General features: G+C 67.2%; 14 protein-coding genes. 6 read left to right on the plus strand and 8 right to left on the minus strand.

Features of this window, described 5'->3' with window-relative positions:
* Nucleotides 1-2 precede the first annotated feature (2 nt).
* Genes accC through aroQ form a run of 3 tightly spaced genes read right to left on the minus strand, consistent with a single transcriptional unit; the run spans nt 3 to nt 2345 of the window.
* Nucleotides 3-1355, minus strand: a complete 1353-nt coding sequence (gene accC, locus ABIE19_RS06820) for an acetyl-CoA carboxylase biotin carboxylase subunit (protein ID WP_354088368.1) — start codon at nt 1353-1355, stop codon at nt 3-5.
* 8 nt (nt 1356-1363) lie between these two features.
* The gene (accB, locus tag ABIE19_RS06825) at nt 1364-1855 is read right to left on the minus strand and encodes an acetyl-CoA carboxylase biotin carboxyl carrier protein (RefSeq protein WP_354088369.1); all 492 of its coding nucleotides are present in this window, start codon (nt 1853-1855) and stop codon (nt 1364-1366) included.
* Nucleotides 1856-1877: 22 nt separating this feature from the next.
* The gene (aroQ, locus tag ABIE19_RS06830; protein ID WP_354088370.1) at nt 1878-2345 is read right to left on the minus strand and encodes a type II 3-dehydroquinate dehydratase; all 468 of its coding nucleotides are present in this window, start codon (nt 2343-2345) and stop codon (nt 1878-1880) included.
* Between the two features lie 713 nt (nt 2346-3058).
* Between aroQ and thiS the strand changes: the two genes are divergently transcribed.
* The 3 genes from thiS (at nt 3059) to ABIE19_RS06845 (ending at nt 5875) form a co-directional block, all read left to right on the plus strand.
* Nucleotides 3059-3256 carry a sulfur carrier protein ThiS gene (gene thiS / locus ABIE19_RS06835; RefSeq protein WP_003168098.1) on the plus strand — a complete coding sequence of 66 codons (198 nt, stop codon included), beginning with the start codon at nt 3059-3061 and terminating at the stop codon, nt 3254-3256.
* Between the two features lie 59 nt (nt 3257-3315).
* A complete protein-coding gene (locus tag ABIE19_RS06840; RefSeq protein WP_354088371.1) occupies nt 3316-4104 on the plus strand; it encodes a thiazole synthase in 789 nt (262 codons plus the stop codon).
* A gap of 73 nt (nt 4105-4177) precedes the next feature.
* Nucleotides 4178-5875 carry a tetratricopeptide repeat protein gene (locus ABIE19_RS06845; protein ID WP_354088372.1) on the plus strand — a complete coding sequence of 566 codons (1698 nt, stop codon included), beginning with the start codon at nt 4178-4180 and terminating at the stop codon, nt 5873-5875.
* A gap of 266 nt (nt 5876-6141) precedes the next feature.
* Here ABIE19_RS06845 and ABIE19_RS06850 read toward each other — a convergent pair whose 3' ends face one another.
* The 3 genes from ABIE19_RS06850 to ABIE19_RS06860 are packed head-to-tail and all read right to left on the minus strand — an operon-like array spanning nt 6142 to nt 11157.
* Nucleotides 6142-6942, minus strand: a complete 801-nt coding sequence (locus ABIE19_RS06850; RefSeq protein WP_354088373.1) for a DsbA family protein — start codon at nt 6940-6942, stop codon at nt 6142-6144.
* A 30-nt stretch (nt 6943-6972) separates the two neighbouring features.
* Nucleotides 6973-8409, minus strand: a complete 1437-nt coding sequence (locus ABIE19_RS06855) for a M48 family metalloprotease (RefSeq protein WP_354088374.1) — start codon at nt 8407-8409, stop codon at nt 6973-6975.
* A gap of 54 nt (nt 8410-8463) precedes the next feature.
* Nucleotides 8464-11157, minus strand: coding sequence for an Rne/Rng family ribonuclease (locus ABIE19_RS06860; RefSeq protein ID WP_354088375.1), 2694 nt, complete (start codon nt 11155-11157; stop codon nt 8464-8466).
* A gap of 456 nt (nt 11158-11613) precedes the next feature.
* Here ABIE19_RS06860 and ABIE19_RS06865 point away from each other — a divergent pair, with 456 nt between their 5' ends.
* Entirely contained in the window at nt 11614-12828 is a 1215-nt protein-coding gene (locus ABIE19_RS06865) for an N-acetylmuramoyl-L-alanine amidase family protein (RefSeq protein WP_354088376.1), read from the plus strand.
* Nucleotides 12829-12835: 7 nt separating this feature from the next.
* On the opposite strand, the gene ABIE19_RS06870 is transcribed toward ABIE19_RS06865, so the two are convergent.
* Both ABIE19_RS06870 and ABIE19_RS06875 read right to left on the minus strand, forming a co-directional pair.
* Entirely contained in the window at nt 12836-13480 is a 645-nt protein-coding gene (locus tag ABIE19_RS06870) for a uracil-DNA glycosylase (RefSeq protein ID WP_354088377.1), read from the minus strand.
* Nucleotides 13477-14061 carry a LabA-like NYN domain-containing protein gene (locus ABIE19_RS06875; RefSeq protein WP_354088378.1) on the minus strand — a complete coding sequence of 195 codons (585 nt, stop codon included), beginning with the start codon at nt 14059-14061 and terminating at the stop codon, nt 13477-13479. The genes ABIE19_RS06870 and ABIE19_RS06875 overlap by 4 nt, the downstream gene beginning before the upstream one ends.
* 19 nt (nt 14062-14080) lie before the next feature.
* Between ABIE19_RS06875 and folK the strand changes: the two genes are divergently transcribed.
* Nucleotides 14081-14644 carry a 2-amino-4-hydroxy-6-hydroxymethyldihydropteridine diphosphokinase gene (folK, locus tag ABIE19_RS06880; protein ID WP_354088379.1) on the plus strand — a complete coding sequence of 188 codons (564 nt, stop codon included), beginning with the start codon at nt 14081-14083 and terminating at the stop codon, nt 14642-14644.
* Between the two features lie 85 nt (nt 14645-14729).
* Entirely contained in the window at nt 14730-15089 is a 360-nt protein-coding gene (gene rpoZ, locus ABIE19_RS06885) for a DNA-directed RNA polymerase subunit omega (protein WP_354088380.1), read from the plus strand.
* Nucleotides 15090-15228: the final 139 nt, after the last annotated feature.

Here is a 15228-nt window from a genome sequence, read left to right on the forward strand (position 1 = left end):
GGTTAGGCCTTGGCCTTCTGGGCTGCCGCCCACTTCTCCAGCCAGTGGATGTCGTAGTCGCCCGACAGGATGTCCGGCTCCTGCAGCAGCTTCTGGAACAGGGGGATGGTGGTGTCGATGCCGCCGATAACCATCTCGTTCAGGCTGCGCTTGAGGCGAGCCAGGGCTTCCTCGCGGTCGCGGCCGTGGACGATCAGCTTGCCGATCAGGCTGTCGTAGTAGGGCGGGATCGAATAGCCGGCGTAGATGGCGCTATCCAGGCGCACGCCCAGCCCGCCCGGGGCGTGGAAGTCCGTGATCGTGCCTGGCGACGGGGTGAAGGTTTCCGAGTTCTCGGCGTTCACCCGCACCTCGATGGCGTGGCCTTCGAAGTGGATGTCTTCCTGGGTGAAGGACAGCGGCAGGCCCGCGGCGATGCGGATCTGTTCGCGGACCAGATCGACGCCCGTGATCATCTCCGTGACCGGGTGTTCGACCTGCAGACGGGTGTTCATTTCGATGAAGAAGAACTCGCCGTCTTCCCACAGGAACTCGATGGTGCCGGCGCCCAGATAGCCGATGGCGGCGATGGCCTTGTTGACCGTCTCGCCGATCTTCTTGCGACCCTCGGCCGACAGGGCGGGCGAGGGGGCCTCTTCCAGCACCTTCTGGTGGCGACGCTGCAGCGAACAGTCGCGTTCGCCCAGGTGGACGACGTTGCCGTGGCTGTCGGCGATCACCTGGATCTCGATGTGGCGCGGCTTCTGGAGATAGCGCTCCATGTAGACGGCGCCGTTGCCGAAGGCGGCCTTGGCCTCGGTCTGGGCGGTCTGGACGGCCTCGACCAGGTCGTCTGCCGTCATGGCCACCTTCATGCCGCGACCGCCGCCGCCTGCGGCGGCCTTGACGATCAGGGGGAAGCCGATGGACTTGGACGCCTCGATGGCGGCCTCGACGGTCTCGACCTCGCCGTCAGAGCCGGGGACGACGGGGATGCCCGCGTCCTTGACCGTCTGCTTGGCGGTGATCTTGTCGCCCATGACGCGGATGTGGTCGGGCTTGGGACCGATGAAGGTCAGGCCGTGGGCCTCGATGATCTCGGCGAAGCGGGCGTTCTCCGATAGGAAGCCGTAACCCGGGTGGATCGCCTGTGCGCCGGTGATTTCCGCCGCCGCGATGATCTGCGGGATGTTCAGATAGGACTTGGCCGCCGGGGCTGGGCCGATGCAGACGCTTTCGTCGGCCAGGCGCACCCACATGGCGCCGCGGTCGGCTTCGGAGTGCACGGCGACGGTAGAGATGCCCATCTCCTTGCACGCCCGGTGGATGCGCAGGGCGATTTCGCCGCGGTTGGCGATCAGGACCTTGGTGAACATATCCGGTCTCAGGCTTCCAGCAGGACCAGGGCTTCGCCGAACTCGACCGGCTGGGCGTCGCCGACCAGGATTTCCGAGACGACGCCGTCACGCGGGGCCTGGATCGGGTTCATGGTCTTCATGGCCTCGACGATCAGCAGGGTCTGGCCCTTCTTGACCTTGTCGCCCGGCTTGACGAAGGCCGGAGCCTCCGGCGAGGGCTGCAGGTAGGCGGTGCCGACCATCGGCGACTTCACCTCTTCGCCCTTGCGGGAAACGATGGTGGCCGGGTCCGACGGCATGGCGGTCGGAACTGCGGCGACGGGCGCGGCGGCGTGAGCGACCGGGGCCGGGGCGGCGGCGTATTGGATCGGGGCGGCGGCGACGGTGACTTCGCGCTTCACCTTGATCTTCAGGTCGCCACGCTCGACCTCGATCTCGGTCAGATCGGTGTCGTTCAGAATGTCGGCCAGGCTGCGGACCAGGTCGGCGTCGATGTTCTTGTTCTTGTCGTCGGACATTGGGGGACTCTTCTTTGAAATCTTAGGACGAACGGGCCGCGGCCTCGGCGCGCTTGCGCGCCTCGCCCAGGGCGGCCTTCACGGCCAATTCGTAGCTGCGGGCGCCGAAGCCGGCGATGACGCCGGTCGCGGCCAGGGAGACATAGGAGTGATGCCGGAACGCCTCGCGCGCGGCGGGGTTCGACAGATGGCACTCGACCACGGGGATGCTGAGCGCCTTGAGCGCGTCCAGCAGGGCCACGGAGGTGTGGGTGAAGGCCGCCGGGTTGATCACAAGCGCGTCAGCCTCGGTCCGGGCCTCCTGAATCCAGTCGACCAACTGGCCTTCGTGATTCGATTGGCGGAAGACGACCCGGGCGCCCTCGGCCGCCGCTTCGCACAGGGCCTGAACGTCGGCCAGGGTCTCATGGCCATAGATGTCCGGCTCCCGAACGCCGAGAAGGTTCAGGTTGGGGCCATTCAGGACGTAGAGGATGAAGGTTTCGGGCATTCGCTCGCAAAACAGGCGCGCCGTGTCCGCGCGGAATCGAGCGGCGTTGTAGCTCAGGTGAGACGCGCCGCAAAGCGGGTGGTTGAAAAGGTTGACGTTGGGGGAGGCTGGCGCCTGCGAGCGGGCCTTTTTGGAAGTCCGTCAAGAGTGGTTAGCGGACTACCGAACTCGACGCACAGTGAACCTACCTCCGCCACCGTAAGCGATCTCACAGTCACCCATCGTCGTGATGCGATCAACCCATGTACGGGCGCATATGCTTCTGAACTCCGCCATCTGTGTAGGCGTCACGGAATACGTCTTGCCTGCCTCTATGACCTCCATCCTCTCGAAATCCTCGACGTAATGAGCTCTGGCAAGCAGTATGGATTCACCCGTCGGAACGGTTCTCCATGCTGACCATTCGGCGTGATCCTCATGGTGCCAGCGGAACTGGATGGGGGCATTCGCACGATCCACGACAGTTGTCGGCCATGCGTCGCATGCGGATAGACTCAGCCACATCGGGATCAAGATGCCCACGCGGCTGATCTTTGATGGAACCATGGCAGCCATTCTCTCACAGTGCCTTCCCCTTATCACCCACGCAACGTCCACAACGGGTCGATAGCAGGCTTAGACCGTGGATTTGATGTCCTGCGCTGGAATCCCCATTATCTAACGTCTCCGAAAGAGGCGTCGCCTCTCCACCCGCACCCTCTGGAGCGAACAGCTTGCGTATCGAAGTCAACGGTGAGGCCCGGGACACCGCCGCCACGACCATTCTGGGCCTGGTTCAGGAACTGTCGCTGGATCCGAAGAAGGTGGCGGTCGAGCGCAATCTGGAAATCGTGCCGCGCTCGCTGCACGGAGAGACGGCGCTGGCCGAGGGCGACAGGATCGAACTGGTGCAGTTCGTGGGCGGGGGCTGAGGCGATCAAATCCCGCAACGCGGCTTTCCCCGGGCGGCGGGCGGCGCTAGGTCAGGGACATGACTGACACCGCTCCCCGTATCGACAGCTGGACCGTCGCCGGCCGCACCTTCAACTCGCGCCTGATCGTGGGCACCGGCAAGTACCGGGACTACGCCCAGAACGCGGCGGCAGCCGAGGCTTCGGGCGCCGAGATCGTCACCGTGGCGGTGCGCCGGGTGAACCTGACCGATCCGAACCAGCCGGTTCTGACGGACTTCATCGATCCGAAGAAGTACACCTATCTGCCCAATACGGCGGGCTGCTTCACGGGCGAGGACGCGGTGCGGACCCTGCGTCTGGCACGCGAGGCGGGCGGCTGGACCCTGGTCAAGCTGGAGGTCCTGTCGGATCCCAAGACCCTGTTCCCGGACATGGAAGAAACCCTGCGGGCGCTGAAGCTGCTGACCGCCGAGGGCTTCGAGGTCATGGTCTATTGCACCGACGACCCGGTCTATGCGCGCAAGCTGGAGGACGCGGGCGCCGTGGCCGTCATGCCGTTGGGCGCGCCGATCGGCTCGGGCCTGGGGGTGCAGAACCCGATCAACATCCGCCTGATCATCGAGCAATCCAAGGTTCCGGTCCTGGTCGATGCGGGCGTGGGCACGGCGTCCGATGCGGCCATCGCCATGGAACTGGGCTGCGACGGGGTGCTGATGAACACCGCCATCGCCGAGGCGCGCGATCCCATCCTGATGGCCAGCGCCATGAAGCACGCGGTCATCGCCGGGCGAGAATCCTATCTGGCGGGCCGCATGAAGAAGCGTTTCTACGCCGACCCGTCGTCGCCGCTGGCGGGCCTGATCTAGGGCGCGACCTCGGGGCGGCTTGTCGGGCCGACATCGGCGGCGCACTCTCGTCTCAGTTCTGGGGAGAGGGATGATGCGTTTCGGATGGATGGCCTGCACCGCCTTGGCGGCCTGCATGATCGGGCCGATGGCGGTGGCGGATGCGACGGCGGACAAGGCCGTGCGCGATCTGCTGGATCAGCCGCAGGTCTGTGGTCCGGGCGGCTCGGCCATCGAAGACGCCCCGTCGGTGGACGGCATCGTCATGGTCGAAGGCTTCGGTACGGGCGGCTTCAAGGTCGATACGGTCAACCCCGAAGCCCAGGCCTGGTTCGACCATGGCGTGCGGCTGCGCTGGGCGTTCGAGCATACGGAATCCGTGCGGGCCTTCCGCAAGGCGCGGGCGCTGGACCCGAGCTGCGGCATGTGCGCCTGGGGCGAGGCCTGGGCCATAGGGCCCAACCTGAACGGCGGCGGTCAGGACAAGGCTTCCATCGACGCCGCCCGCCAGGCCGCCCGCGACGCGCGCCGTCTGGCCCGTGACGCGACGCCGGTGCAGCGCCAGATGATCGACGCCCTGATCCAGCGCTATTCCGGCGGGGAGAAGAGCCGTGCGGACCGTTTCGCCCGGAGGATGGACCGGATCGCGCGCCAGAACCCGGACGACGGGGCCATCGCCAATATCACCGCCGACGCCTGGCTTCTGGCCGCCGACGACTGGTGGGACGACGAGGGCAAGGCGGCCGATCCGGCTATTCCCCGCGCCATGGGCCTGCTGGAACACGCGTTGGCGAAAGACCCGGACGATCCCGGCGCGATCCACCTCTATATCCACCTGACCGAGTGGTCGGACGATCCGCACAAGGCCATCCCCTATGGCGAGCGGCTGGCCTTGCTGGCTCCGGGGGCCAGCCACCTGGTGCATATGCCCTCGCACACCTACTACCGCGTCGGGCGCTATCGCGACGCGATGGAGAGCAACGTCAACGCCGTGGCTCTGGACCGGCGCTATGACGCCCTGGCCAAGCCGCCGGGCGGGGTGCCGGTGATGCGGCTGCACGCGCACAACATCCACTTCGGCATGGGCGGCGCCCTGATGGCCGGGGGCGGCGAGGCGGGGCTGAAGCTGGCGGACTGGTTCCTGACCACCTATCCAGACATCGGCGCCCAGGACTATTGGCGGCAGATCGTCGCCAATAACGCCTACGCCGTCTACGGCCGGTTCGGCTCGCCGGAGCAGGTGGCGGCGCTGAAGGAGCCGCCGGCCACCCATCCCTTGCTGCGCATCAGTTGGCGATATGCGCGGGGCGAGGCCGCGGCGAGGGCGGGCGACGCTGCGGCTGTCCGCGCCGAGGCGGAGGCGATCAAGGCTCTGCGCGAAGCGACGCCCTTCACCGGGCCGATGGCCGAGCAGAGGGCGGTCTTCACCGAGCTGTCTCAGCGTGTCCTGGAAGGTCGGGCGGCCATGATCGAGGGCAATGCGAGCGCCGCCGTCGCCGCCTTCACCCGCGCGGCCCAGATCCAGGCCATGGACGACGAGGGCGGGGACCCTCCGATCATCTGGTATCCGACGCGGCGCAGTCTGGCGGCGGCCCTGCTGGCCGGCGGCGACGCGGCCGGGGCCAAGGCCAAGATCGAGGAACTGCTGAAGGACTGGCCCGGCGATCCCTTCAGCTATTTCGTCCTGGCCGAGGCCGAGCGGAGGCTGGGCAATGTCCAGGCGGCCGAAGCGGCGATGCGGCGGGCCGACGTGGAATGGGTAGGCGGCGAGCGGACCCTGGCGGCTGCATAGCCGCTATTGGTCCTGTTCTCATTCAGTCCGCGAAACAGGGTCTGAATCGTCTGAAACGTCCGAAATCCAGGGCGTGAACAGGAGGGCGGGGCGCAGATGAAAACAGGGTCTGAATCGTCTGAAACCGACGAGACCCGCCCCGCCGTTTGCGCCGCTTGGGCATTATAAGGCCGTGGGAGGGTCTGCTAGGTCGATTGGGCTGAATTTCTGAAAAGCCCAGAAAATTCAAATAGCCTTCTGGGACAATTAGGATGGCGAGGCGCCGGTTAGCGCTTCGCCGCCTCGATCAGGGCGCCGACTTCGCGCGGGTCGATGCCGGGGCTGGCCTTGCCGTTGATGAAGAAGGTTGGCGTGCCCTGCAGGCCCAGGGTCGCGGCCGTGGTGTGGATGTCGGCGACATGGCGCGTCATGTCCGGCGAGGCCATGGCCGCCTGGGCCTTGGCCAGGTCGACGCCGCTTTCGACCAGGATGCGGTCGATGGCTTCGCGGTCCAGGGCGCGTGCGTTCATCAGGGCGTCGTAGACGGCCAGATACTTGCCCTGCTGGTGCGCGGCCAGGGCGGCGCGAGCGGCGTACTGCGAGGTCACGTCGTCGCCCCGGTCCAGGATGGGCCAGTCCTTGAAGACGAAGCGCACCTCCGGATGGGCGGCCATCAGGGCGCGGTACTCGTGGGCCACGGCCTTGCAGCCGGGGCAGCGGAAGTCGAAGAACTCGATCACCGTCACCTTGGCGTCGGCGGGGCCGAAGCTGGGATCGCGGGCGTCGACCGCCAGCAGGGAGGGGTTGGCCTTGGCGGCGGCGTCGATCGCGGCGACCCGGTTCTGGTTCTCGTGCGCCTCGCGCGCGGCCAGGACTTCGTCCAGCACCTGGGGGTTCTGAACCAGGTAGGCGCGCACGCGCTCGCCGAAGCCGCCCGTGACATAGGGAGCGGCCGAAAGGCCCAGGGCGACGAGCGACACGGCCAGGGCCGCGCCGCCGAGCGCCTTGCCGTTCAGCCAGGAGGGCGAGGGCTTGGAGGGCGCGGGGGACGGCGTCGGGGCGGCGTCGGGGCGGGCGTCGTCGGTCATCAGGTCTGGAACTCTGTCGGAAGGCGGGTGTCAGTTGTTGGGCAGAATGACGCCGCGGTTGCTGCGCTGTTCGTTGCGGCGTTCGGCGTCGTCGATGTCGCGCTGGGTGGCGCCCGAGGCGAAGACGATGTCGGTCGCGCGGCGCCATTCGATGGAGTTGCGATCCAGCATGTCGCGGGCGCGCATGGCGAACTGGTTCGCCTGTTCCGTGCGGCCCAGGGCGAACCAGTATTCGGCGGAGGCCAGGCGAGCCTCGCCCTCCTTGCCTTGGCTGGCGTAGGCCTGGCCCAGCAGACGCCAGGCCAGGGTGTTGTCCTTCTCAAGCGCGATGGCGCGCTTCAGTTGATCGACCGCCGCGTCCAGCTTTGTCGGGTCGGCGGTTTCGATCAGGGCGTGGGCCAGGTTGATCTTCAGCAGGGGCGCGTCGGGCTTCAGCTCGACCGCGCGTTGATGGGCGGTGATGGCGTCGCCGGGGCGGCCTTCCTCGAACAGGATCTGACCCTTTAGCTCCCAGAAGTAGGGGTTCTCGGGCTGTTCGGCCAACAGGGCGTCGACGGCGGTCAGCGACTTGTCCGTCTGGCCGTCGCGGAACCAGGCGATGGTGCGCGCATAGCGGGCGGGCAGGGAGGTGTTGGATGAAGGATAGTCCCGCAGGGTCGCGTTCGGCGCCTCCATGAAGGAGCGGATCTTGGCGACCACGAGGGCGTGCTGCGCCATGCGCTCGGGACTGTCCTGGTGGTTGTAGTGGGCGGCGGCCTCGACCGGACGGCGCAGGGATTCGATGCGCTGCGACGACAGGGGGTGGCTGCGGAAATAGGGGTAGCGGCGCTGGTCGGAGAAGACTTCCTGCGCGCGGAAGTTCTCGAAGAACTCCACCATGCCCTTGCCGGACTCTCCGGCCCGTTCCAGGGCGCGGGCGCCGGTGATGTCGGCCTCGCCTTCCTGGCTCTGCATGTAGCGCAGGGCGCCGAGCGTGCCGAAATACTGGCTGGAGGCCAGCAGGGCCGCGCCCGCGTCCGGGGCGCCGGCGATCGCGGCCAGGGCGCCCAGGGCCATGGTCATGATCATCGGCTGCATGCCGGCGTTCTGGGCCCCGTCGCGCAGGGTGTGGCGGTTCTTGATGTGGCCGGCTTCGTGGGCGATCACGCCCAGGAGCTGGTTCGGGGTTTTGGTCTGAAGGATCAGGCCGGTGTTCAGGCCCATGATCCGCCCGCGCGTGGCGAAGGCGTTCAATTCCTGGTCATTGACCAGCAGGATCTCGATCTCGGACGGCTCCAGCCCCATGGCGTCCAGGACCGGCTCGGACCACTCATGGATGATGCCCTCGATCTCCGTGTCGCGGATCAGGCTCTGGGCCGAGGCCGCGTTGGCGCTCGCCAGGACCGCCGCGATCGCGACGGCCGAAACGAGGAGGCGGGATGCGGCGCGTGTTACGGCGCTTGTTGCGACACGGGGAAGCCTGGTCATGGCGTACTCCAGAGCGACAGTCTCCCCCGTGTCATCAAGTCTAATCGTGTCCGATCAACGGCGCCACCAGCCGCGCTTCGGCTTTTCGGGCGGTGCGACGATCTGGTTCGGGTCGTCGGCGATGATGGCGGCGACGTCGACTTCCGGCGCCGGTGCGACGACAGGTTCGGCGACGGCGACCGGCTCGGGCTCGACCGGAGCTTCGAGCGCCTGTTCGATAGCGGCCTCGATCTTGGCGGCGACGACGGGTTCGACATCCAGATGAGCTGGAATGGGAGCCGGTTCAGCTTCGGCTTCGACCTCGACTTCGGCGGCCGTCGCGGTCTCCGCCTCGGCAGGCGCTTCGATCACGGCCTCGGCGGCGACGTCGGAGGCGGCCTTGCGGCGCACGCGGCGGCGCTTGGGCTGCTCGGCGACGACGACCGGAGCCGAGGCGTCCTCGGCCGCATCCTCAGCGGGGATGACGGTGGCGATGGGCGTGTCCGGCGAACCGACGGGGGGCAGGCCCTCGTTGACGGCGCGATCCTCGACCTTGGCCTCGTGGGTCAGGCCGTCCTGGCCCCGATCACGGCCACGGCCCCGACCGCGACGGCGGCGCGAACGACCGCCTTCACGCTCGCCGCGCCCGCCTTCCGAACGCTCGGCGACGACATCGTCGGACGCGCGATCCTCAGAGGGGGCGGCGCGTTCAGCGCGCGGTTCCGGATTGATCGGATCGAACCAGACGTAGGGATCGTCCAGCGACGGGGTGCGGCCGCGAACCCAGGTGAAGGCGTCGCGATCGCCGTCCTCGCGCATGCGGCGACCGCCGCGACGGCCGCGACGACGGCGACGGCCGGCCTCGCTGTCGTCGTCCTCGTCTTCGGCGGCGACCGCGTCGGTCGATCCTTCGTCGGAGCCTTCCTCATCGCGGCGTCCGCCGCGACGACGGCGGCGGCGGCCACGGCCGCGGCCTTCGCCGTCATGCTGTTCGGCGCGCTCGCGCGGTTCGTCGTCGTCGTTGTCTTCACGGTCGAGGTCGGCGTCGTCCTCGTCGTCGCCTTCGATGACCTCGTCGTCCTCGTCTTCGTCCTCATGGTCGAAGGCGTTGTCGTCATAGCCGTCGTCCAACTCGGCGGCCGAGATATGGGTGACGACCGGCACGAAGTCTTCGTTGGTCGAGGTGCGCTCGATGGCGTGCTCGCCCTGGGCCAGGCTGTCGTCGATCTGGATGACGACGTTCAGGCCGCGCTGGCCGAGCAGGCGCTGCAGATAGCTGCGCTTGTGGTTCAGGATGTAGAGGGCGACGGCCGTCGAGACGCGAAGGTTCACCGACCCGGCGCCGTTCTTGCCGGCCTCGATGTCGACGGCGCGCAGGGTCATCAGGGCGGCGCTTTCGGCCGAACGGATGCGGCCCGCGCCCTGGCAGCAGGCGCAGACCTCGGTCGCGCCTTCGATCACGCCCAGGCGGCGACGCTGGCGGCTGATCTCCATCAGGCCGAAGCCCGAGATGCGGCCCATCTGGATGCGGGCGCGGTCCTTGGCCAGGGCGTCCTTCAGGGCCTTCTCAACCGCGCGGTTGTTCTTGCCCTCGTCCATGTCGATGAAGTCGATGACGATCAGGCCGGCCAAGTCGCGCAGACGCAATTGGCGGGCGGCCTCGACGGCGGCTTCCATATTGGTCTTGGTGGCCGTGGCCTCGACGTTGCGCTCCTTGGTGGAGCGGCCCGAGTTGACGTCGATGGCGACCAGGGCCTCGGTCTGGTTGATCACCAGATAACCGCCGGACTTCAGCGGCACGACCGGCTGGTGAATCTGGGTCAGGACCTCTTCGATGCCGTTTGCGGCGAACAGGGGCTTAGAGCCCTGATAGAGGTGGATCTTCTTGGCCTGCGACGGCATCAGCACGCGCATGAAGTCGCGGGCTTCCTTGAAGCCTTCCAGGCCCTCGACCTGAATGCCGTCGAAGTCCTTGTCGTACATGTCGCGGACGGCGCGACGGACCAGGTTTTCCTCTTCGTAGATCTGGGCCGGGGCGTTCGACTTCAGGGTCGTCTCGCGAATCGTCTCCCACAGGCGCAGCAGGTATTCGTAGTCGCGCTTGATCTCGGCCCGAGTGCGCTTGGCGCCGGCCGTGCGGATGATCAGGCCCATGCCCTGCGGCACCTTCAGCGCGGCGGCGGCGGACTTCAGCCGGCGACGGTCCGAGGTGTTGGTGATCTTGCGCGAAATGCCGCCGCCCTTGCCGGTGTTGGGCATCAGGACGCAGTAGCGGCCGGCCAGCGACAACCAGGTGGTCAGGGCCGCGCCCTTGGCGCCGCGTTCATCCTTGACGACCTGCACCAGCAGGATCTGGCGGCGCTTGATGACGTCCTGGATCTTGTAGCGGCGCATCAGGCGGCGCTTCAGCCGCTCCTCGTCGGCCAGACCGCCTTCGGACTCGTCGTCGCCCTCGCGGCCGAGGTCGTCGTGGTCGTCGTCGTCCGAGTGGGTCTCGGCCATGATGGCTTCACGGTCGGCCACCGGGATCTGGTAATAGTCCGGGTGGATTTCGTTGAAGGCCAGGAAGCCGTGGCGGTTGCCGCCGTACTCGACGAAGGCTGCCTGAAGGCTGGGCTCTACGCGGGTGACCTTGGCGAGGTAGATGTTGCCGCGAAGCTGGCGGCGGGCCGTGGATTCGAAGTCGAATTCCTCAACCTGACGTCCGTCCACGATGGCGACGCGGGTTTCTTCCGCGTGCGCCGCATCGATCAGCATAGTCTTTGACATGAAGGGTCTCTCTGAGGCGCGCCAGGCCGGGCCCTGCGAAGGTCTTCGCGGACAAGGGGGCGGCTCGCCGAATGAAAATGGGGGCCAGGGCGCGCGTCATCCCCTCGCGGATTGCGAGCGCGGCAGGAAACTGCCGGTCAGGAGCGCAGGCGGGTCGGCCCATTTGGTTCTGTCGGTCCTGGGTCCGAACGGGCCGGTCAAGGCCCCGCTTCGGACCCGTTCGTCGGATCGTCGGTCAGGCCGGGCGATCCTCGGAATGAGGTGAAAGCAGCGTTGCGAGGAGGGCGCGCCGAGCTCCGCATAACAGCAGCGAAGGGCGCGATCGTTCGCGAACGGATCACACAATAGGCATAACCGGCGGAAAATAAAAGAAGCGGCGTCGTTACAAGTCTTAACGAAATACTCAGCAGCTCCCGGCGATAAGCGCCTTCTGAACCAGAAGGGTGAAGTCCGACCATGTTCGGCCGGTGGCGTATCAACCTGTCCCAATGGGGCGTTCGCGAGTGGGCGATGACGGGCCTGGCCTTCATCGTCATTTGCGCCGTCGTGCTGGCGGCTGGTCGCGGCGTGGCCTTTGGAACCGACGGACAGATCACCGCCGTTCGCTTCGGCGGGGACGCCCAGCGCACCCGCGTCGTCCTGGACATGGGCAAGGCCGTCCGCGGCCAGGTCATCGAGGACGGCAAGACGGGGCGCGTGGTCGTCTCCCTGTCGGACATCGCGCCTGGACGCGGCCTAGACGGCGGCGGATCGGGCCTGGTGCGCGGCTATGAGATCAGCGGTTCGGGCGGGGCCTCGCGGGTTCGACTGGATCTGGCGCGCGGGGCCGAGATCGAGCGGCGCTTTCTCCTGCCGCCGGGCGACGGGGTTCGCCATTATCGCTATGTCATCGATCTGAAGGCCACGGGAGCGGCTGCGACTGTCGCTTCGTCGGCGCCGCCGCGTCGCGAGACGTCGCGCAACGAAAAGCCGCTGATCGTCATCGACGCCGGGCACGGCGGGCGCGATCCCGGCGCTCACGGCGTTCATGCTCAGGAAAAGGCCGTCACCCTGGCTGCGGCGCGCGATCTCAAGGCCGCATTGGAGCGGACCGGTCGTTACCGCGTCCGCCTGACGCGCGACAGCGACGTCTATGTCATTCACGGCCGCCGCGTGCAGATCGCGCGCGATGCAGGCGCGGACCTGTTCATTTCCCTGCACGCCGACGCCGGGAGCGATCCGGCCCTGCGGGGCGCCAGCGTCTACACCCTGTCGGAGCAGGGGGCGGGGCGCGCCGTGCGCGAATATACGCGCGGCGACGACTGGCAGCGGGAGCTGCGCCTGCCGGGGCGCGATCCGTCGGTCGACCGCATCCTGCTGGACATGACCCAGCGCGCCACCCAGAACCGCTCGGCCCAGTTCGCGCGCGTGCTGCTGACTCACCTGGAAGGCGACAGCCATCCGCTGCTGCGTCGCAGCCATCGCGACGCGGGCCTGGCCGTCCTGCTGGCCCCCGACGTGCCGGCGATCCTGCTGGAGATGGGCTTCATCACCAATCCGGAAGACGAACGCGTTCTGACCGACGAACGGTCGCGCCGCCGCCTGATGCGCTCGGTGGCCGAAGGGATCGACCGCTATTTCCGCGAACCGGCCGCGCCCGTCATGGTCGCGGGCGAAGTGGCCGGCGGCTGAGGCCTCTCTAGGCTTCCAGCGCCGCGCGGGCGCGGCGGAAGATGTCCTCGAACATTTCGGCGGTCAGGCGACCTGTGTTCGTGTTCAATCGCGAGCAGTGATAGCTGTTGATGATGGTGTAGCCGCCGACCTTGCCTTCCATGCCATGCCCCGGTGGGATAGCCGAGGCAGGCTTGCCCAGGGTGCGCAGGATGCTGCGGCGGGACACGTCGCCCAGGGTCACAATCACCTTCAGCCGGGGCAGGGCGGTCAGGCGGTCGATCAGGAAGGGGCGGCAGGTGTTTTCCTCATCCGTCGTCGGCTTGTTCTGCGGCGGGGCGCAGCGAACGGCGTTGGTGATCATGCAATCGACCAGGCGCAGATCGTCGTCTCCGTTGGGATCATAGTCGCCCTGGGCGAAGCCCATCTTGCGCAAGGTGGCGTAGAGCAGCCAGCCGGCGTGGTCGCCCGTGAAGGGGCGGCCGGTGCGATTGGCCCCCGTTCGCCCGGGCGCCAGGCCGGCGACGAGAAGGCGTGCGTTCGGATCGCCGAAGGATGGCGCGGGGCCGTTCCACCAGTCTGGATTCTGGCGCGCGTTCTCGGCGCGATAGGCGACGAGGCGAGGGCAGAGCGGGCAGTCGCGGGCGGGCTCGGGGTTGAGCGCGCGGCTCACGACGGGCGCTCGGTCCGTTCCAGGGTGCGGGCCAGGCCGTCCTTCATCGGGGCCTTGGGCTTGCTGAAGTGGGTCATGACGTCGTTCAGATCGATGAAGGCGTCAGCCTGACGGCGCAGTTCATCGGCGATCTGGGGCGGCTGGCTCTTGACCGTGGAGACGACGCTGACGCGGACGCCCTTGGACTGGACGGCTTGGATCAGGCGACGGAAGTCGCCGTCGCCGGAGAAGAGGTAGATCTGGTCCAGGTGCGGGGCGAGTTCGAGCATGTCGACTGCGATCTCGACATCCATATTGCCCTTGGTGCGGGTGTGGCCTTGAGCGTCGACGTAGCGCTTGACCGGCTTGGTCGTGACCGTGAAGCCGTTGTAGTCGAGCCAGTCGACCAGGGGGCGGATCGGCGAGAATTCCTCGCCCTCGACCATGGCGGTGTAATAATAGGCGCGAACGAGGCGGCCTTTCTGGCTGAACCAGTCGGACAGCTTGCGGAAGTCGAGGTCCACGTTGAGCGCGCGGGCGGCGGAGTAGAGGTTGGCGCCGTCGATGAACAGGGCGATACGGTCGCCGGAGTGATCGGTCATGGGTAATGAGCCTGCGGAAATGGCTGAAAGTATGAAGTTCCCGACCGTGATTCCCGAAGGGGATCCCGATCCGGACAATGCAGTCATCGTCGCCTTGGGTTGCAATGACAAGGGGGCATGGGCGTCTTGTGCGGAATCCCTGGAGGCCGCTCTGGCTCGGTTTCGCGCCGAGGGGATCGATGTTCTGGCGCGATCCTCCTGGTGGTCGTCCCTGGCCTGGCCCGATCCGACCGATCCGCCCTTCCTGAATGGCGTTGCGGTCGTGCGGACCGATCATGACCCCAAGGCCCTGATGCAACGCCTGGCGCGAATCGAGGATGTGTTCGGTCGCCGCCGCGGAGCGCGCAATGCTCCGCGGACCCTGGATCTGGACCTGATCGCCTATGGCCGGTTGAGTGGTGATCTGGACGGCCTGATTCTGCCGCATCCGCGCGCAGCCGAGCGGTTGTTCGTCATGGGGCCGACGGCCGAGATCATGCCGGACTGGAGGCATCCGATGGTCGGGGACACGGCTTCGACCCTTGCCGCGACCTGCTCCGTCGGGCTAGACGCACGCCCTGTCCCGGCTGCAGCGCGCCCGTAAGGTCTCAATTCCGGCCTTCGCGGCGTTGCACAATCGCGCCTAACCCTATATTTTGTGCGGTTCTCCCTGCCGCCAGAGGAAATTCATGGCCCGCGTCACTGTCGAAGATTGCATCGAGAAGGTGCCGAACCGTTTCGGTCTGGTTCTGCTGGCCGGTCACCGCGCCCGCAACATCGCTAACGGCGCGCCGCTGACCCTGGATCGCGACAACGACAAGAACCCTGTCGTCGCCCTGCGTGAACTGGCCGACGAGACGGTCATGCCGGACGATCTGCGCGAAAACATCATCACCACCCTGCAACGCGTCGACGAGCGCACCGAGGCCGAAGACGAGGCCGAAGTGGTCGCCCTGCTGGCCGAGCCGCAGCACATGAACATGGCTGAGGCCGAGCTGATCCGCGCGCTGCAAAGCGACCGCGACGGCGGTCAGGAGGAACGCTACTGACGGCTGAGCCTGTCACCGGCGTCACCATTCTCCCGGCGCGGCCCTCGGCGGACACGTCGACGGATAAAGCTGGGAATCAAAAAGACCAATCGGCGTCGTCCCCGACCGGGGCGGCGCCGAAGTCGTCTGTAGGCTCCAA

It is taken from the genome of Brevundimonas faecalis (genome assembly GCF_040549405.1).
Lineage (GTDB): Bacteria > Pseudomonadota > Alphaproteobacteria > Caulobacterales > Caulobacteraceae > Brevundimonas > Brevundimonas faecalis.